A 17218-nucleotide genomic window follows, 5' to 3' on the forward strand; every position below is an offset into this window, starting at 1 on the left:
CAGCATGATAAATAAACTAAAAGAGCTAGGTCTAAAAGAGATCAAAAAGATAAATCACAATCTAAGCTACGATGAGCTTTTTGAGCTTGAAAAGGCAAACAACGAGGGCAGAGTCTCAAGTAACGGTACATTTATGGTTGATACTGGAATTTTTACAGGCAGAAGCCCAAAAGATAAGTACTTTGTCAAACAAGATCCAAGTCAGAAGTATATCGCTTGGGGCAAGATAAATCAGCCTATCACAAAGGAGCTATTTGACAAGCTTCTTAAAAAAGCAAAAGATCAGCTAAGTGGTAAAGAAATTTTTATCCAAGACGCATTTTGTGGAGCTAGCAAAAAGAGCCAAAAATCAGTCCGCTTTGTCACTGAAGTAGCGTGGCAAGCGCACTTTGTAAAAAATATGTTCATCCGTCCAAGTGAAGCAGAGCTGGCTAAATTTGAGCCTGATTTTGTAGTATATAACGCTTGCAAGACAAAAAATGATGACTACAAGGCTGATGGGCTGCACTCAGAAGTCTTTGTCATCTTTAATGTCGAGGAAAATGTCGCAGTGATCGGTGGCACATGGTATGGCGGTGAGATGAAAAAAGGCATTTTTTCTATGATGAACTACTGGTTGCCACTTGAGGGCAAACTAAGTATGCACTGCTCTGCAAACGTAGGCGAGAAGGGCGATACAGCGCTATTTTTTGGCCTATCTGGTACTGGTAAAACGACACTTTCAACCGATCCAAAACGCAAACTAATAGGCGATGACGAGCACGGCTGGGACGATGATGGCGTGTTTAACTTTGAGGGTGGCTGCTATGCAAAATGTATCAACCTTGATCCAAGCAGTGAGCCAGAAATTTATGCAGCGATCAGGCGTGATGCGCTACTTGAAAACGTTGTGGCTGACGAAAACGGCGTGGTTGATTATAAAGATGGCTCAAAGACTGAAAACACACGCGTGAGCTATCCGATATATCACATCGACAACTACGAGCCAAGCTCAAGTGCTGGCCATCCAAAAAATATCATCTTTTTAAGCGCTGACGCTTTTGGCGTGCTTCCTCCAGTTGCAAAGCTGACAAAAGAGCAGGCGATGTATTATTTCTTAAGTGGCTACACAGCAAAAGTTGCTGGCACAGAGCGCGGTATCACCGAGCCAGTCGCTACTTTTAGTGCTTGCTTTGGCGAGCCATTTATGCCACTTCACCCAACTGTCTATGCAAAACTGCTTGGTGAGAAAATCGATAAACACGGCGTTAATGTCTATCTTGTAAATACAGGCTGGAGCGGTGGTGCTTACGGCGTTGGCAAGCGTATGAGCATAAAAGCAACACGTGCTTGCATAAATGCGATCCTTGATGGCAGCATCACAAAATGCGAATTTGAAAATTTTGATAAATTTAACTTCGCTATCCCAAAAGAGCTTGATGGTGTCGAGACAAAACTGCTAAATCCTATAAACACGTGGGCAAATCGAGCTGAGTACAACGCTTCACGCGATAAGCTAGCTAAAATGTTTGTTGAAAACTTCAAACGCTACGAAGATGTAAAAGAGGGCGTTGAGTACGCCAAAGCTGGTCCAAAAGCTTAATTTGCATAGCCTTGCAAAGCTTCTTGCAAGGCTAGTCTTTTTAGTTGGCATTTTTGATATTAAAGTATCTTTCTTCTAAATTCCAAGTTCAAGTATTACATTTGTAAATTTATTCTAGTAAGTAACAAAATATTAGATACAAATAATATGAGTTACTAATAAAATTTTCCTATTACACTTAGCTCCTAGTTTTTCTTTCTGTGCTTGAACCAGTTATCAAATATTGTTTATTGTGTTACTTTCTAAAAATTTTTATAGGTTTGAGGAGGAGATAGATCGCATAAATTTAGGGTAAAAAGAAAAAATAAGGGCAAAGTTGCCCTTATAGTTATAAATGTATATTTATGAGTGAAAGTGAAATTCCTCTGGATGATCTAGTGCGTATCTAAATTTATCCATATCTACTTTTTTATCCCAGATAGAAACTATCATGCAGCCAACGGCATTGCCGCAGAGATTACCAACTGCACGCATCTCTGACATAAATTTATCAACGCCAAGTAGCACGGCTACGGTGACGACTGGTATGCCAGTACTCGGAAGTGCGCTTAGTGTTCCAGCAAGGACGACAAAGCCTGATCCTGTCACGCCAACAGCGCCTTTGCTTGTGATCATTAGTACGATTAGTATACTTATTAGATGCTCAAAGCTTAGCGGGATGTTAAATGCTTGAGCTAGGAAGATAACGCTTAAACTTAGATAGATGTTGGTGCAGTCAAGGTTAAATGAGTAACCAGTTGGAATAATAAGGCCAACAGCGCCTCTATTTATACCAGCTGATTCTAGCTTTTGCATAAGTGGCGCAAGAGCTGTTTCGCTCGAGCTTGTCGCAAAGACTACCAATACCTCTTTTGAAATAAAACGCATAAATTTAAAGACATTGATTTTTGCAAAATAGCAGATAACACCAAGCACGACAAATATGAAAAAGCAGCTTGCAAGTGCCATAACAACCAAAAGCTCCATCATGCCAAGAAGCGTTCCGATACCAAATTTGCCGATTAGATAAGCCATAGCCGAAAATGCAGCCACTGGGCTAAAGAGCATAAGCCAGCTAAGAAGCTTTAAGACATAGTGCTGAATAAATTCAAGTGGCTTTAGGCAAGCTTGTTTTTTATCATGAGCTAGCAGCGAAAGTACGATGGCAACGATAATAGCCATGAAAAGTACTTGAAGTGTGTTTGATTTTATAAATGGATCAAGTATATGTACGTAAGGGAAAATATCATCTACTGGCACAGCACCTCTTAAAAGATGAAGCGTATGTGCTACAAATCCGCTATTTGCGTCCATATTTGCAGCTTGAGATGTAAATTTAGCTACACTCGAAGCATCAAGCTGAGTGTAGTCAAGGTTCATGCCGTGTCCTGGACGAAGCGTCTCGCCAAAGATGATACCAACAGCAAGTGCAAGTGTGCTAACTATCTCAAAATAGATAAATGCCTTTAATCCAATAGATCCAAGATCTTTTAGGCTCTCAAGTCCAACGATGCCTGAAACGATCGTTAAAAAGATGATAGGGCCGATTAAAATTTTAAGTGCTTTTATAAAATAATCAATGCCTGGTTTGCTAGCTATACCAAGCTCAGGTGCGACCATGCCAACGATAACGCCACCAACAATACCGATCACAACCCAAAAGGCAAGATTGGTAAATAATCTTACAGCAAGATTTCCTTGCTTTTTAGTATTATTCATAAATTTCCCCTTTATAGGCTTTCTCTGATCTTAGCAGAGATGATCTTATCGCCTTGTCTTATAGCGTCAAGCACCTTTAGGCTCTCTTCATCAACGCATTTTCCAAAGACTGTATGCACGCCGTCAAGATGAGGTTGTTTGCTATGACAGATGAAAAACTGTGATCCGCCAGTATCGCGTCCTGCGTGAGCCATGCTTAGGCTACCGCGCTCGTGTTTTACGTTTTGTTTATCGCATTCGCATTTTATCCTCCAGCCAGGACCGCCCGTGCCTGTTCCATTTGGGCAGCCACCTTGGATGACAAAATTTGGTATAACTCTGTGAAAATTTAGACCATTATAAAAGCCTGATTTTATCAAATGGATAAAATTTGCGACAGCTTGTGGAGCTTCCTCGGCAAAAAGTTCAAGTCTGATCTCGCCTTTGTCTGTCTCTAAAACTGCAAATTTATCTTTTTTAAGCTCGTCTAAATTTATATCATAAACTTTTAATTCATCAAAACGCATGTATATCCTTTTTTATTCAATATTTGTATAAACTGCTTGAACGTCATCATCGTCTTCTAACTTATCAAGAAGTCTCTCGACCTCAAGCATTTGCTCTTCGCTTAGATTCACTGTTTGATTTGGTAAGTATTGAAGTGAAGCTTTTTTAACCACTAAATTTAGCTTCTCTATGCCTTCATGAAGTGTGCCAAAATTTGCGTAATCGCCATAAACAAATAGCGTCTCATCGTCAGCCTCGATATCGCTTAGACCATAATCAATCAGCTCAAGCTCGATCTCTTCGATGTCTGCGCTTGGCTTTTCAAGCTCAAAAACGCTCTTTCTTGTAAACATAAAGCTAAGGCTACCACTTGGCAAAATTTCTCCGCCGTTTTTGCTAAATATCGCTTTAACATTGGCAACTGTTCTAGTTGGATTGTCGGTCGCACACTCAACGATAATCTGCACGCCGTGAGCTGCTTTACCATCATAAAAAATAGTCTTGATATCAGCGCTATCTTTGCCATTTGCTCTTTTTATAGCTGCATCGATGTTATCTTTTGGCATATTTTCAGCTTTTGCCGCTGCGATAGCTGCACGAAGTTTAGGGTTCATATCTGGATCACAACCACCATCTTTTGCCGCTACTGTTATAGCTTTTGCAAGTTTTGGAAATACCTTGCTCATCTTATCCCATCTAGCTTCTTTTGCGGCTCTTCGGTACTCAAATGCTCGTCCCATAAATATCCTTAAATAAATTTTTTACGGATTATAACTAAAAAAATTTTATACTTTTTTAAAACATTTTTAGTTTGCCTATTGCGGGTTATTAATTTGTAAATCGCAGGTCGATATTTGGTAAAAATTTAAGCTAGAGTTTTATAATGACACACATGATACAAAAAGCTCAAAAACAAGATGCAAAAAGCTGCATAAAGCTACTAAATCTAGCAATGGAGGATATCGCCTACAAGCTAAGTGGCTACGATGATCCTATTAAAAGTGATGAAATTTTAGAGATTTTTTTCAAAAGTGAGACAAATAGACTAAGCTATAAAAATGTATTTGTTTATAAAAATAACGAGGAAATTATCGCAGCGATGTGTGCTTACTTTGGTGGCGACGCGGAGCAGCTTGATAGAGAAATTTCACAGCATCTAAAGGCTCTTGGCAAAGATACTCAAGTAGAAAAAGAGTGTTTTGATGATGAGTTTTATATAGATAGTATCGCTGTTGATGAAAATTTTAGAGGCCAAGGGCTTGCAAAAGAGCTCATAAGGCATTCATTTGTCAAGGCAAAAGAGCTAGGGCATAAAAAGGTTTCATTAATAGTAGATACAAATAAGCCAAAAGTTCGTAAATTTTACGAGAGTTTGGGCTTTAAATTTAATGTCAAGAAAATTGTAAATTTACATGAATACGACCATATGATAAAGGAGATAATATGAAAACATTTGAAGCAAACAATATCCACTGCCAAAATTGTGCAAACACTATAAAAAACGCACTTGAAGATGACTTTGGCAAGATAGAAGTTGATCTTAGCAAAGAGCCAAGACAAGTTAGTCTTGATATAAAAGATAGCGATGTTGAGAAATTTAAGTCTGAAATGGCTGATTTGGGATTTGACATAATAAAAGAGCTCTGATATGTCTTTAAAAGTCAAACTAAATATAGCAGGAATGAGCTGCGTAAACTGCTCAAATGCTATCGAAAAGGTTTCAAAAAAGATAGATGGAGTACTTGAAGCAAATGTAAATTTTGCAAACGCAAGCGGCGAGTTTGTCCTAAAAGACGCTAGTGTGCGTGAAATTTTAGAGCAAAAGATAAAGAAGCTTGGCTACTTTGTGGCAACTGATATTGATGAGTTTGAAGCAAAAAGAAAAGCTCACATTAGAAATATTAGAAATAAATTTATATTTGCATTTATCGCAAGTATCGTAATAATGGCACTTGAGATGTTCGCGCCTCACAGCTTGCTAGTAAATTTAGTTATGCTAGCTTTGGCATTTTTAGTTCTTATTTTTAGCGGCAAAGGCTTTTTTACTCATGCCTACGAAGCGGTAAAAAATAGAAATTACGATATGAATGTGCTTGTCGCTCTTGGAAGTGGTAGTGCATTTTTATACTCGCTTTTTGTAGTGCTTTTTGAAAAATTTCTACCAAATGATCTGAAAAATATCTATGTTTCAGGCGTGGCGATGATAATAGCTTTTGTGCTTCTTGGCAAGTATCTTGAAGAGCGTTCGAAGGCAAAAGCAGGGGATTATCTAAAGAGACTACTTAAAATTTCTCCAAAAACTGCATTTTTACTTATGCCAGATGGAAGAAGTAAAGAAGTGCCAGTAAATGAGCTAAAAATAGGTGATATCGTCGTTGTAAAGAATGGCTACAATGTTCCATGTGACGGTGTGATAGTCCAAGGCGGAGCCGAAATCGATGCTTCGATGCTAACGGGCGAGAGCCTGCCAGTTTATAAAGAGGTGGGCGACAATGTATTTGCAGGCACATTAAATACAAATGGCTATATAAGTGTCAAGATGACAAAAAGCTCGTTTGAAAGCTTATTGTCTCAAATTTTAAGCTTACTAAATGACGCTAGTACGAAAAAAATGCCAATAGGCAGGCTCGCTGATAAGATAGCAAATATATTTGTGCCAAGTGTTGTAGCAGTATCAGTGCTGACGTTTTTGGGTTGGATCATTTTTAGTGGAAATTTTGCCTATGCCATCTCTTGTGCGATTTGTGTGCTCATCATCTCATGCCCATGCGCTCTTGGACTTGCTACACCAATAGCAATAGTAAGCTCGCTCGCACGTGGGGCAAAAGCTGGAATTTTAGTAAAAAATCCAGAGGTTTTGGAGCTAATAAAAGATGCTAAATTTGTAGCTTTTGATAAAACTGGTACGCTTAGTAAAGGGCAAATCAGTGTAAAAAGTTCAAGCCTAAGTGAAAAAGATTTGGAGCTTGTGGCGTCAGCTGAAAATTTAAGCGAGCATCTCATCTCAAAGGCTATCGTTAGATATGCAAAGCAAAAATGCATAAATTTACAAAAGCTAAATGGAAAATTTCAAAATGTTGTTGGGCAAGGCATCATCTATGAAGATGAGAATAATCAGATAATAATCGGAAACGAAAAGCTGCTTTTGGCAAATGAAGTGAGTTTAAATCCAGATGAAAGTAAAGCTATAAAAGAGGCTACAAATGATGGAAGTGGCGTCATACTTTGTGCTATAAATAAAAAATTTGTCGGTTTTTTAACGCTTAGTGATGAGCTGAAAGACGAGGCGAGCGATGTTATAAACGAGCTTACAAGTCTAAATTTACAAAGTGCGATCCTCTCAGGCGATGATGAGAAAGTAGTTGCAAGTATCGCCAAGAAGCTAAATGTAAGCAAATATCACGCAAATATGTTGCCTGAAGATAAATTTGATGAGATAAAAGAGCTTGCAAGCCACGGTGGCGTTATCTTTGTTGGAGATGGCGTAAATGATTCACCATCGCTTAAAGAGGCAAGTGTTGGTATCGCTATGAACTCAGGCTCAGATATAGCAAAAGGTGCTGGAGATATCGTGCTTGTTAAAAATGATTTGCGTGGCGTTACCGGACTAGTTAGACTAGCAAATGCTACTATGGCAAACATAAAAGAAAATTTATTTTGGGCATTTATGTATAACGCGATTTGTATCCCAGTAGCTGCTGGCGTGCTTTATCCGGTCTTTGGACTACTTCTAAACCCAGTTTATGGCTCGATGGCGATGTGTTTTAGTTCGGTCACAGTGGTTTTAAACGCACTTAGACTTAGATATTTACGACTTAAGGATTAAATTTGAAATTTGGAGAACTTTATAGCGTTGTAGCAGCTGCACTTGCTGCAAATTTTAATAGCATTTTAGATGTTTCATCTTTTATGCGTATCAAAAAGACAAATGCGTGGATAACGCAGACAAATAGCGAAGCAAATAAAAAAGGCAATGAGCTTTATGCCTAAATTTATTAAAGATGAGAGTAGTGCAGTTTTATGTGATGATTTTGTCATTTTAAAGTCAAAATTTGAGGCGAGCTACTATTTTTCATCTGCAAAAGATGATTTAGCTCAGTTTTATAAGGCTATAAATTTTCAGCCAAAAATGGGAGAGGTTGATAGCGTCTCAAATCAGCTAATTTTAATAGCAAATATTTTAAAAGGCGAAGCATCTAAGGAGTCTATGAAGCTTCTTGCGGCTTTTAGCGTCTCATTTTTCTTACCTTATGCTAAACAGCTTTCAAAAGATATCCAAAAAGACGCAACTAGCAATTTTTATAAATCAATGGGATATTTTTTAGAAGATTTTTGCTTAGTTTTAGGAACTATTATTGGTAAGGCTTAGTTTTAAGCCTGTGCCATTTCTATCATTTTAGTTTTAATGCTTAAAATGTTATTTTGGATGGCTGACTGCTCTAAATTTAAGTAATGAAGCATTTGCATAGAATTACGATCTTTTAGGCTTTGGATGCTTGAAATTTGATGCGAAATATCTAGCTTTTGATCTTGTAATTTTTCTAAGTCTTTTTGTAACTGTATGGCACTTGCTTTATTAATAATTATAGGGGAAATTTTAGCATCTTCTCTTTGTTCTACATGTACTTCATTGCTTCTAACAATATCTTTTTTGTCATAACCGGAAGATACTAGCATGCTTGTTTTTGAGCTATTTGAAGAGATAGATGTATAGCCATCATGATAGAAAATATTTGAGTTCATATTCGCGTCTATTTGCATACCATCCTTCCTCTTATAGATTATTTTTATTTTAAACTATCTCAATAGAAAATTAAAATAGTTTTTAAAAAGTTATATTTTGAATTATATTTCCATATCCTTAAAGATAAATTATATTTATAACTTTTTTTGCAACTTTATAGTTAAAATACCCAGTTAAGTGCTATTTTGTTAAAATCACGCAAAACTAATTAAAGGCAAAGCTATGAAAGAAGAGAAAAACGCACACAAAAAGATGTGGGAGGGTAGATTTAGCGAGGCTAGCTCGAAGCTACTTGAGGAATTTAATGCCTCTATAAATTTTGATAAAAATCTTTTTGAAGAAGATATTGCCGGTAGCAAGGCTCACGCAAAGATGCTTGGAATTTGTGGAATTTTGAAAAAAGATGAGTCAGAGGCGACCATAAGGGGGCTTGATGAGGTTTTAGCTGAGATAAGAGCTGGTAAATTTACTTTTAAGATAGAGGATGAGGATATCCACATGGCAATTGAAAAGCGTCTTAGCCAGATCATCGGAGCTGAGCTTGGAGGCAGACTGCACACAGCTAGAAGTAGAAATGACCAAGTTGCGCTTGATTTTAAATTTTACGTTTTGAAGAAAAATTTAGAAATTTCTTCATGTATAAAAGAGCTCATCACTACGCTTACAAATTTGGCAAAAAACCACAAAGATACGCTAATGCCAGGCTACACACATCTTCAACATGCTCAGCCAGTAAGCCTTAGCTATCACTTGCTAGCATATGCATTTATGTTTAAAAGAGATTTCGAGCGTTTTGTTAGCTCATATGAGCGAAACAACCTAAGTCCGCTTGGCTCAGCAGCACTTGCAGGCACTCCTCATAAGATAGATAGAACTATCGTTGCGAGTGAGCTTGGCTTTGCAGGTTACACGCAAAATGCGATGGATAGCGTGAGCGACCGTGACTTTGCGCTGGAAATTTTATTTAACATTAGCGTTTTTATGACGCACGCTTCTAGGCTTTGCGAGGAGCTCATACTTTGGAGCTCTCAAGAATTTGGCTTTGTAAGCATTAGCGACGCTTATAGCACTGGCAGCTCCATCATGCCTCAAAAGAAAAATCCAGACGTCGCTGAACTCATACGCGGTAAAACTGGGCGCGTAAATGGAAATTTGGTAGCGCTACTAACTACGATGAAGGGTCTGCCGCTTGCTTATAATAAAGATATGCAAGAAGATAAAGAGGGCGTGTTTGACAGTGTCTCAACCATTTTAAGCTCGGCTACTATCCTAAACGAGATGATAAAAACGGCTAAATTTAATGAAAAAAACATGTTAAAAGCGACAAAAACTGGGCATCTAAGTGCGACTGATTTGGCGGATTATTTAGTGCGTGAAAAAAACATCCCATTTAGAACGGCACATTTTATCACAGGCAAAGCTGTTGCAAAGGCTGAAAGCTTGGGACTTGATTTAAGTGAATTAAACGAAGAGCAGCTAAAAAGTGTGGATGAAAATTTAGATGCAAATGCTATTAAATTTTTAGATCTTCATGCTTCAAAAGAGGTTCGAACTTCAAAAGGAGGCACGGCAAATAAAAGCGTTGATGAGCAGATAGAAATTTTAGATTACTGGCTCTAAGAAAAAAGAGTTATAATTACGCAAAATCTACAAATTTTAAAGGATGAAAAATGTTTTTTGATGGTAAAAATAAAGAGCTTTCTAGTAAAAACGAAGCTTTAGAGAGAGAAAATGAAGCTTTAAAGGCTGAAATTTTAGCACTTAAAAATGAGCTAAAAAACGTTAAAACTTGTGAGCCAAAAGAGCAAGCTAAGGATAAGCAAGAGGCTGTAAATTTATTGCTTTCAAGTTATCAAGATGGTATAAATTTCTTGCAATTAACAATGGAAGAAAACCTAAAAATGCTTGAAAGTATAAACGGATTAAATGAAAAGACTTTCAAAGAGACAGGCGAACTCAAGTCGCAAACGGCTGAAATTTTAAACTCGATCGAGCAAGTAAGCCAGATGAGTGGCGATCTCTCAAACGACGCCTCTTCGCTTGATGGAAGCGTAAATTCTATCGTTGAGATCATAAATCTCATAAAAGATATCTCAGATCAGACAAATTTACTAGCTCTAAATGCTGCTATTGAGGCGGCCCGTGCTGGTGAGCATGGACGAGGTTTTGCTGTCGTGGCAGATGAGGTTAGAAAGCTAGCTGAACGCACTCAAAAAGCAACCCTTGAAGTAGAAGTAAATATAAATGGACTTAAGCAAAGTGCGAATACGATGATCGAAATGAGTGAGAATTTCTCAAAAATTTCTGTAAATGCTATGAAAATTTTAGGTGGATTTGAAGGAAATATCTCAAGTGTAAATGCAAATACGCAAAATATCCTAAATCAAGCCCTAAACGTAACAAACGAGGTCAATGTAAGTAACGGCAAGATAGATCACATCAACATGAAGCTAAATGGATATAGAGGCGTGCTTTTAAATGAGTTTAATAAGATTCAAGATGTTCACGAGTGTAGATTTAGCAAATGGTATGAAAAAGATGTGAAAAATACTCTTGTAAAAGATGCCAAAATTCTCTCAAGTATCGCAGCTCATCATGAAAATGTTCATCATGGTCTAGAAAAAGCGATGGTTATTTTTGCTGATAAAGACAAAGGAAATCTACCTGGCGTTGAAATATTAAAAGATGTCGAAAACTCAAGTAAAGTAGGTTTTGAAGAGTTGCTTGAAGCTATTAAGTCTGCAAGAAAATAAAATTTTAGACTCAGGCTTTGAGTCTAAAATTTAGAAGTTATTAAAATGTGCTTTGTGGATCAGCTACGCCTTCGCTCCAGCCAAGCTTCGCTCCGCCAAGCAGGTGAAAATGTAGATGCATAACTTCTTGACCGCCGTTTTCACCGCAGTTTGTGATGAGGCGATATCCGCTCTTATCAACGCCCATTAAGGTCGCCACTTCTTGGATAAATTTTGTCATCTCTCCCATTAAAACTGGATCCATTTCTTGGAAATTTTTATAGTGTTTTTTTGGGATGATTAGGATGTGGATCGGTGCTTTTGGGTTTATGTCGTTGAAAGCTAGAAATTTCTCGCTTTCAAGCACTTTGTTGCAAGGAATTTCACCAGCTACGATCTTTTCAAATATGGTCATTTTAGCTCCTTTGAAATTTTGCAAAATTATATCAAAGTGTGCTTAAATTTCGTGCTCTTTATCTTGATTTTAACTCTTTTTCTATAAAATCGACTCAAAAATTTATAAAGGCAAAAAATTGCAAGATTTCGTTAATAAAATCAAAAATGAAATTTCAACGCTTGATGATTTGGAAAAAGTCAGAGTTGAAATTTTTGGCAAAAAGGGCATCTTGGCGCAAGGTTTTGCAAAGCTAAAAGAGCTTGGCGAAGATGAGAAAAAGGAATTTGCAGCAAATTTAAACAAGCAAAGAGATGAGCTTGGCGCGCTAATAGAAGCTAAAAAGGCTGAGCTTAGCGAGCAAGAGATAGATAACAAGATGAAAAAAGAAGCCGCTGATATCACTCTATTTAATGAGCCAGTGGCTAGCGGGGCACTTCATCCTGTGATGGCCACGATGGATAAGATAATTGAATACTTTTTAGCGCTAAATTTCTCACTTGAAACTGGGCCGCTTATAGAAGATGATTTTCACAACTTTGAAGCGCTAAATTTACCAAAATACCACCCAGCAAGGGCTATGCAAGATACATTTTACCTAGATGATTTTAGACTTTTAAGGACGCATACGAGCCCAGTTCAGGTGCGAACTATGCTAAATCAAAAGCCACCTATTCGCATGATAGCGCCAGGTACTGTCTTTAGACGTGATATGGATTTAACGCATACACCGATGTTTCACCAGGTCGAAGCCCTTGTGGTGGAGGATGCTGAGAAAGTTAGCTTTGCAAATTTAAAATCAATACTTGAGGGCTTTTTAAAGCACATGTTTGGCGATATTGAAGTGCGTTTTCGCCCTAGCTTCTTTCCATTTACGGAGCCTAGCGCAGAGGTTGATATTAGTTGTATATTCTGCCACGGCAAGGGTTGCAGGGTGTGCAAGCAGACTACTTGGCTTGAGGTGCTTGGATGCGGAGTCGTTGACCCAAATGTATTTAAGGCAGTTGGCTATAAAAATGTAAGTGGATACGCTTTTGGTCTTGGCGTTGAGAGATTTGCGATGTTGCTTCATAGAGTGCCTGATCTAAGGTCGCTTTTTGAGGGAGATTTAAGATTGTTGGAGCAGTTTAAATGATAATTTCAAAGCATTGGTTAAACGAGTGGATCGACCTTAGCGACGTTAGCGGCGAGACACTTTCAAAGACATTAAATTCTATCGGGCTAGAGGTTGATAGCTATAAAGAGATAAATTTACCAAAGAGTATTGTGGTTGGCTACATAAAAAGTAGAGAAAAGCACCCAGATGCTGATAAACTAAGCGTTTGTCAGGTAGATGTTGGTGGAGAGACACTTCAGATCGTGTGTGGGGCTAAAAATGTTGAAGCTGGCCAGTTTGTGCCAGTTGCACTTATTGGCACGACTATGCCAAATGGTCTTGAGATAAAAAAAGCAAAGCTAAGAGGTATCGAGTCAAGTGGTATGATCTGCTCTTCAAGTGAGCTGGGACTTCCAAAGGTAAACGATGGAATTTTACCACTTGATGAGAGTATCGGTAAGCTAAAACTTGGTACAAGTCTTAGTGAATTTGAGGTATTTAAAGATACGATAATCGAAGTTGATGTCACAGCAAATAGAGGCGATTGCCAAAATTTACATGGCATCGCAAGAGAAATTTGTGCAGCGCTTGATCTAAATATGAAAGATAGTCACGAAGACGATGAGAGCGAAAATTTACTAGGTATTGGCAGAATAGCTTCTGTGCGAGCAGAGGATAAAGTAAATGGGTCATTTTTGTATAAGGCTTTTGAGCTAAAAGAGGGACTATACGAAAATCTAATAACTCGCATGCGTCTAGCATTAATAGAGTGCCAAAAGACAAATTTAGTAGAGAGACTGCTTGAATATGCGACTTTTTGCACGGGTGTTTTATTTAGGGCTTATGATCACGCTAAACTTGTAAGTGAAGGCGAAAAGGCTGTTTTTGATATAAAAAATGGCGAAAATGGCGAATGTGTCGTTTATTGCGGGGATAAAAATTTAGGCATTGCTGGAATTTACCAAAGTGACGTAGCAAGAGTAGATGAGAAGTCAAAAGTGATCCTAGTAGAAGCTAGCTACGTAAAGCCAGATGTAGTTTCAAAAGCTATTTTTGAAAATAAAAATTTACCAAAGGGTGATCAAATTTATCGCTCAAGTCGTGGTAGCGAGCCAAATTTAGCTTATGGAGCGGATTATTTATTTAAAAGACTTGCTAATTTTAAAGATACTCTAAATCTCTTTGCTGGCTCACAGCAGTCGCTTTTAAACACCGAGCCTATAACACTAAGCATCTCTCTTTTTGAGCTTAAAAATATGATCGGTCAAGATATAGCTAGAAATGACGTCGTTAAAATTTTAAAGAAACTTGGCTTTGAGATTGCGGTAAACGTTGAGCAAGAGAGTTTTAACGTAAAAGTGCCGTTATTTCGCCATGATATAGTAAATTCTCACGATGTTTGTGAGGAGATCGTAAGGATAATAGGCATAGATAATATCGCCTCAAAACCACTAAATTTTGCAGAGAAAAATAGGCTAAATAAGACATATTTTGACTATAAAAACACCCTAAATTTAAGGCGTAGAGCAGCTGATAATGGCTTTTTTGAAAGCGTACACTATGTCTTTGATAGTGAGGATGAGCTTAGCGAGCTAAATTTTAAGCCATGCAAAGTCAAGATACTAAATCCTATAAATAACGAGCTAAACACGCTTAGACCGACACTTGTTAATCACCTTCTAAGCTCAAGCGAGAAAAATATCAAAAACTCAAAACGCTCAGTTAGGCTATTTGAGCTTGGAGAAATTTTTGATGAAAATGCAAGCCAGGGTTTAAATTTAGGCTTTGTTGTGTCTGGACTTTTAAAAGAGCCAACACTAATAAACGGTGCAAAAGGCGAGGAGGCGAATTTCTACGCATTTGCTTCGATGGTACAAAATGTCATAGGCAAATTTGAACTAAAACCTTGCCAGGGCATCTCATATCTTAGCCCATACGAGCAAGCACACATCTATCAAAATGGCGAAAATATCGGCTATATCGGTAGAGTTGATGCAAGAATAGAAGCAAAGAGATATCTGCCAAGAACTTATGTTTGCGAGATTGATTTTACTAAGCTTAAATTTGAGCCAATTTTGGCAGTGCCTTATTCTAAATTTCAAAGCACTACAAGGGATCTTAGCCTCATCGTGCCTGAAAATTTTGAGGCTGGACGAATTTATGAGTGCATAAGAGGGCTAAATTTAAAAGAGCTAAAAGAATTTTTACCAGTTGATATTTATAAAGATGCGAAACTAAATGGCGCGATCAGCCTTAGCCTTAAATTTACATTCCAAGATATGGAAAAAACGCTCGAAGATGACGATATAAACGCACTTATGGATAAAATTTTAAGCGAGCTAAAAGAGAAACTAAATATCGGAATAAGATGAGAATTTATCCATTAGAAAAAAGTCTAAATTTAACCATCGATGACATCGCGGCTGATAAGTCTATCTCACATAGATGCGCGATGTTTTCGCTTTTAAGCGATAAACCATCTCGCGTTAGAAACTATCTAAGAGCAGGCGACACGCTAAATACCTTAAAAATAGTCGAGCTTTTAGGTGCAAAGGTCGAAGACAGTGGTTCTGAAATAACGATCACACCGCCACAAAAGATAAAAGAGCCAAATGAAATTTTAGAGTGTGGCAACTCTGGTACGGCAATGAGGCTTTTTATGGGACTATTAGCCGCACAGGATGGCTTTTTCGTACTAAGTGGCGATAGATATTTAAACTCACGCCCGATGGCAAGAATAGCAAATCCACTAAACGATATGGGTGCAAAGATAGATGGTGCAAACAACGCAAACAACGCCCCGCTTTGCATAAGAGGGACAAAATTTGAAAGATTTAGTTTTGATAGCAAGATTGCCTCAGCTCAGGTAAAAAGTGCCCTTTTGCTAGCAGCTCTTTACTCAAATGGCTGCAAATTTAGTGAGCCAGAGCTAAGCAGAGATCATACTGAGCGTATGCTAGCTGGCATGGGAGCTGATATAAAGCGTGACGACCTAGAGATCACTTTAGAGCCGATGAAAGCTCCACTTGCGCCACTTGATATAGACGTGCCAAATGATCCAAGTTCTGCATTTTTCTTTGCGGTCGCAGCACTTATCATTCCGGGCTCACACATTATTTTAAAAAATATCTTGCTAAATAAAACTCGTATCGAAGCTTATAAAATTCTAGAAAAAATGGGAGCTGAGATAAAATTTCACAAAACTTCAAGCAAGTACGAAGATATCGGTGATATCGAGGTTAGATATTCGCCAAATTTAAAAGGCGTAGAGGTTAGTGAAAATATCTCGTGGCTCATTGATGAAGCCCCGGCTTTAGCCATCGCATTTGCCTGCGCTAAAGGCCAAAGCAAGCTAATAAATGCAAAAGAGCTTCGCGTAAAAGAGAGTGATAGGATAGCCGTCACGATAAATGCGTTAAAGCAGTGCGGCGTTGATGCTAGCGAGCTTGAAGATGGATTTATCATAAATGGTTCAGAGGCTAAATTTGCCACGATAGATAGCCATGGAGATCATAGGATTGCGATGAGCTTTGCTGTACTTGGACTAAAATATGGCATGCAGATAGAAAAGAGCGAATTTATCGCTACTTCGTTTCCAAATTTTGCTGAAATTTTAAAGAAAATGGGAGCTAGAGTTGAAGATTGAGCTTGCTAGTAGTTATGGATTTTGCTTTGGTGTAAAAAGGGCGATAAAGATTGCTGAAAATGCAGGAGATGCTGCAACCATTGGGCCACTCATTCATAATAATGAAGAGATAAGCAGGCTTGAAAAAAACTACAATGTAAAGACACTTGAGGGTATAGACGAGCTAAAAGATGAGAAAAAGGCGATCATCCGCACTCATGGCATTACTAAAAATGATCTTGCGGAGCTAAAAAAAACTGATATAAAAGTGATCGACGCAACTTGTCCATTTGTGACAAAACCACAACAAATTTGTGAAAAAATGAGTGAAGAGGGCTATGATGTGGTGATCTATGGCGACATGCACCACCCTGAAGTAAAAGGTGTGAAGTCATACGCTAAGGGCAATGTCTACGTCGTGCTTGAAGAGAGCGAACTAGAGGGTATTAAATTTAAGCAAAAGGTCGCTCTTGTTAGCCAAACGACTAGAAAAGTTGAGAAATTTATGCAGATAGCAAACTACCTCATGCTTCATGTAAAAGAGGTGCGTGTTTTTAACACCATCTGCAACGCAACATTTGAAAACCAAGAGGCTGCTAAAAATTTAGCAAAAAGGGCTGACGTGATGATAATAATCGGTGGAAAAAATAGCTCAAATACAAAACAACTCTACCTAATATCTAAAAATTTCTGCGAAGATAGCTACCTTATTGAAAGCGAAGAAGAGCTTGAAAAATCATGGTTTGATGGCAAAAATTTGTGTGGCATAAGTGCGGGTGCAAGTACGCCTGACTGGATCATACAAAAAGTCGTTGACAGAATCAAAAAAGTATAAAATTTATCCTAGCTAAAGCCACAATT

17 protein-coding genes and 1 pseudogene are annotated in these 17218 nt (G+C 38.0%); 13 read left to right on the plus strand and 5 right to left on the minus strand.

The genetic code is table 11. From position 1 onward, the window contains the following. The first annotated feature begins 4 nt into the window (after nucleotides 1-4). Entirely contained in the window at nucleotides 5-1582 is a 1578-nt protein-coding gene (pckA, locus tag CYO92_RS05505) for a phosphoenolpyruvate carboxykinase (ATP) (protein ID WP_103588958.1), read from the plus strand. 342 nt (nucleotides 1583-1924) lie between these two features. Here the strand turns inward: pckA and CYO92_RS05510 are convergent, their stop codons facing one another. The 3 genes from CYO92_RS05510 to CYO92_RS05520 are packed head-to-tail and all read right to left on the minus strand — an operon-like array spanning nucleotide 1925 to nucleotide 4506. Beyond that, complete coding sequence (locus CYO92_RS05510; protein ID WP_021090779.1) at nucleotides 1925-3280, minus strand: cation:dicarboxylate symporter family transporter; 1356 nt, start codon at nucleotides 3278-3280, stop codon at nucleotides 1925-1927. An 11-nt stretch (nucleotides 3281-3291) separates the two neighbouring features. Further along, entirely contained in the window at nucleotides 3292-3786 is a 495-nt protein-coding gene (locus tag CYO92_RS05515) for a peptidylprolyl isomerase (RefSeq protein ID WP_103588959.1), read from the minus strand. A gap of 12 nt (nucleotides 3787-3798) precedes the next feature. Continuing rightward, nucleotides 3799-4506: a YebC/PmpR family DNA-binding transcriptional regulator gene (locus CYO92_RS05520; RefSeq protein ID WP_021090734.1), complete on the minus strand. Its 708-nt coding sequence runs from the start codon at nucleotides 4504-4506 to the stop codon at nucleotides 3799-3801. A gap of 152 nt (nucleotides 4507-4658) precedes the next feature. Here CYO92_RS05520 and CYO92_RS05525 point away from each other — a divergent pair, with 152 nt between their 5' ends. Genes CYO92_RS05525 through CYO92_RS05540 form a run of 5 tightly spaced genes read left to right on the plus strand, consistent with a single transcriptional unit; the run spans nucleotide 4659 to nucleotide 8135 of the window. Continuing rightward, a complete protein-coding gene (locus CYO92_RS05525) occupies nucleotides 4659-5213 on the plus strand; it encodes a GNAT family N-acetyltransferase (protein ID WP_103588960.1) in 555 nt (184 codons plus the stop codon). Next, entirely contained in the window at nucleotides 5210-5413 is a 204-nt protein-coding gene (locus CYO92_RS05530; RefSeq protein ID WP_084108716.1) for a heavy-metal-associated domain-containing protein, read from the plus strand. The genes CYO92_RS05525 and CYO92_RS05530 overlap by 4 nt, the downstream gene beginning before the upstream one ends. A 1-nt stretch (nucleotide 5414) precedes the next feature. Continuing rightward, nucleotides 5415-7592 (plus strand): heavy metal translocating P-type ATPase, encoded by a 2178-nt coding sequence (locus tag CYO92_RS05535; protein ID WP_103588961.1) that lies wholly within the window; start codon nucleotides 5415-5417, stop codon nucleotides 7590-7592. Nucleotides 7593-7594: 2 nt separating this feature from the next. After that, the gene (locus CYO92_RS09345) at nucleotides 7595-7756 is read left to right on the plus strand and encodes a hypothetical protein (protein WP_180997825.1); all 162 of its coding nucleotides are present in this window, start codon (nucleotides 7595-7597) and stop codon (nucleotides 7754-7756) included. Continuing rightward, nucleotides 7749-8135, plus strand: coding sequence for a hypothetical protein (locus CYO92_RS05540; protein ID WP_180997826.1), 387 nt, complete (start codon nucleotides 7749-7751; stop codon nucleotides 8133-8135). The genes CYO92_RS09345 and CYO92_RS05540 overlap by 8 nt, the downstream gene beginning before the upstream one ends. A gap of 2 nt (nucleotides 8136-8137) precedes the next feature. Here CYO92_RS05540 and CYO92_RS05545 read toward each other — a convergent pair whose 3' ends face one another. Beyond that, nucleotides 8138-8527 carry a hypothetical protein gene (locus tag CYO92_RS05545; protein WP_103588962.1) on the minus strand — a complete coding sequence of 130 codons (390 nt, stop codon included), beginning with the start codon at nucleotides 8525-8527 and terminating at the stop codon, nucleotides 8138-8140. A gap of 205 nt (nucleotides 8528-8732) precedes the next feature. Between CYO92_RS05545 and argH the strand changes: the two genes are divergently transcribed. The 3 genes and pseudogenes from argH to CYO92_RS09655 all read left to right on the plus strand — a co-directional run bounded on the left by argH (nucleotide 8733) and on the right by CYO92_RS09655 (nucleotide 11263). Continuing rightward, nucleotides 8733-10130: an argininosuccinate lyase gene (argH, locus tag CYO92_RS05550; RefSeq protein ID WP_103588963.1), complete on the plus strand. Its 1398-nt coding sequence runs from the start codon at nucleotides 8733-8735 to the stop codon at nucleotides 10128-10130. Nucleotides 10131-10591: 461 nt separating this feature from the next. Then, nucleotides 10592-10897: pseudogene (locus tag CYO92_RS09650) on the plus strand (methyl-accepting chemotaxis protein); the annotation flags it as partial. Nucleotides 10898-10954: 57 nt separating this feature from the next. Next, nucleotides 10955-11263: a CZB domain-containing protein gene (locus tag CYO92_RS09655; RefSeq protein WP_413784142.1), complete on the plus strand. Its 309-nt coding sequence runs from the start codon at nucleotides 10955-10957 to the stop codon at nucleotides 11261-11263. 40 nt (nucleotides 11264-11303) lie between these two features. Here CYO92_RS09655 and CYO92_RS05560 read toward each other — a convergent pair whose 3' ends face one another. Further along, a complete protein-coding gene (locus tag CYO92_RS05560; protein WP_021091047.1) occupies nucleotides 11304-11657 on the minus strand; it encodes a histidine triad nucleotide-binding protein in 354 nt (117 codons plus the stop codon). Between the two features lie 118 nt (nucleotides 11658-11775). On the opposite strand from CYO92_RS05560, the gene pheS reads away from it, so the two are divergent. The 4 genes from pheS to CYO92_RS05580 are packed head-to-tail and all read left to right on the plus strand — an operon-like array spanning nucleotide 11776 to nucleotide 17192. Beyond that, nucleotides 11776-12771 (plus strand): phenylalanine--tRNA ligase subunit alpha, encoded by a 996-nt coding sequence (gene pheS, locus CYO92_RS05565; RefSeq protein ID WP_103588965.1) that lies wholly within the window; start codon nucleotides 11776-11778, stop codon nucleotides 12769-12771. Next, a complete protein-coding gene (pheT, locus tag CYO92_RS05570; RefSeq protein WP_103588966.1) occupies nucleotides 12768-15104 on the plus strand; it encodes a phenylalanine--tRNA ligase subunit beta in 2337 nt (778 codons plus the stop codon). The genes pheS and pheT overlap by 4 nt, the downstream gene beginning before the upstream one ends. Then, complete coding sequence (gene aroA / locus CYO92_RS05575; protein WP_103588967.1) at nucleotides 15101-16378, plus strand: 3-phosphoshikimate 1-carboxyvinyltransferase; 1278 nt, start codon at nucleotides 15101-15103, stop codon at nucleotides 16376-16378. Before pheT ends, aroA begins: the two co-directional genes overlap by 4 nt. Next, nucleotides 16368-17192, plus strand: coding sequence for a 4-hydroxy-3-methylbut-2-enyl diphosphate reductase (locus CYO92_RS05580; RefSeq protein ID WP_103588968.1), 825 nt, complete (start codon nucleotides 16368-16370; stop codon nucleotides 17190-17192). The genes aroA and CYO92_RS05580 overlap by 11 nt, the downstream gene beginning before the upstream one ends. The last annotated feature ends 26 nt before the right edge of the window (nucleotides 17193-17218 follow it).

Origin of the sequence: Campylobacter concisus (genome assembly GCF_002913715.1) — a bacterium.
GTDB lineage: Bacteria > Campylobacterota > Campylobacteria > Campylobacterales > Campylobacteraceae > Campylobacter_A > Campylobacter_A concisus_AG.

Excerpts from the sequence above, each read along its gene's own strand:
- CYO92_RS09655 (WP_413784142.1), top strand. The coding sequence starts at position 10,955 with ATGAAGCTAAATGGATATAGAGGCGTGCTTTTAAATGAGTTTAATAAG.
- CYO92_RS05545 (WP_103588962.1), bottom strand. The coding sequence starts at position 8,527 with ATGCAAATAGACGCGAATATGAACTCAAATATTTTCTATCATGATGGC.
- aroA (WP_103588967.1), top strand. The coding sequence starts at position 15,101 with ATGAGAATTTATCCATTAGAAAAAAGTCTAAATTTAACCATCGATGAC.
- CYO92_RS05560 (WP_021091047.1), bottom strand. The coding sequence starts at position 11,657 with ATGACCATATTTGAAAAGATCGTAGCTGGTGAAATTCCTTGCAACAAA.
- CYO92_RS05525 (WP_103588960.1), top strand. The coding sequence starts at position 4,659 with ATGATACAAAAAGCTCAAAAACAAGATGCAAAAAGCTGCATAAAGCTA.
- CYO92_RS05535 (WP_103588961.1), top strand. The coding sequence starts at position 5,415 with ATGTCTTTAAAAGTCAAACTAAATATAGCAGGAATGAGCTGCGTAAAC.
- argH (WP_103588963.1), top strand. The coding sequence starts at position 8,733 with ATGAAAGAAGAGAAAAACGCACACAAAAAGATGTGGGAGGGTAGATTT.
- CYO92_RS05515 (WP_103588959.1), bottom strand. The coding sequence starts at position 3,786 with ATGCGTTTTGATGAATTAAAAGTTTATGATATAAATTTAGACGAGCTT.
- CYO92_RS05510 (WP_021090779.1), bottom strand. The coding sequence starts at position 3,280 with ATGAATAATACTAAAAAGCAAGGAAATCTTGCTGTAAGATTATTTACC.
- CYO92_RS05540 (WP_180997826.1), top strand. The coding sequence starts at position 7,749 with ATGCCTAAATTTATTAAAGATGAGAGTAGTGCAGTTTTATGTGATGAT.
- CYO92_RS05520 (WP_021090734.1), bottom strand. The coding sequence starts at position 4,506 with ATGGGACGAGCATTTGAGTACCGAAGAGCCGCAAAAGAAGCTAGATGG.
- pheT (WP_103588966.1), top strand. The coding sequence starts at position 12,768 with ATGATAATTTCAAAGCATTGGTTAAACGAGTGGATCGACCTTAGCGAC.
- pckA (WP_103588958.1), top strand. The coding sequence starts at position 5 with ATGATAAATAAACTAAAAGAGCTAGGTCTAAAAGAGATCAAAAAGATA.
- CYO92_RS05530 (WP_084108716.1), top strand. The coding sequence starts at position 5,210 with ATGAAAACATTTGAAGCAAACAATATCCACTGCCAAAATTGTGCAAAC.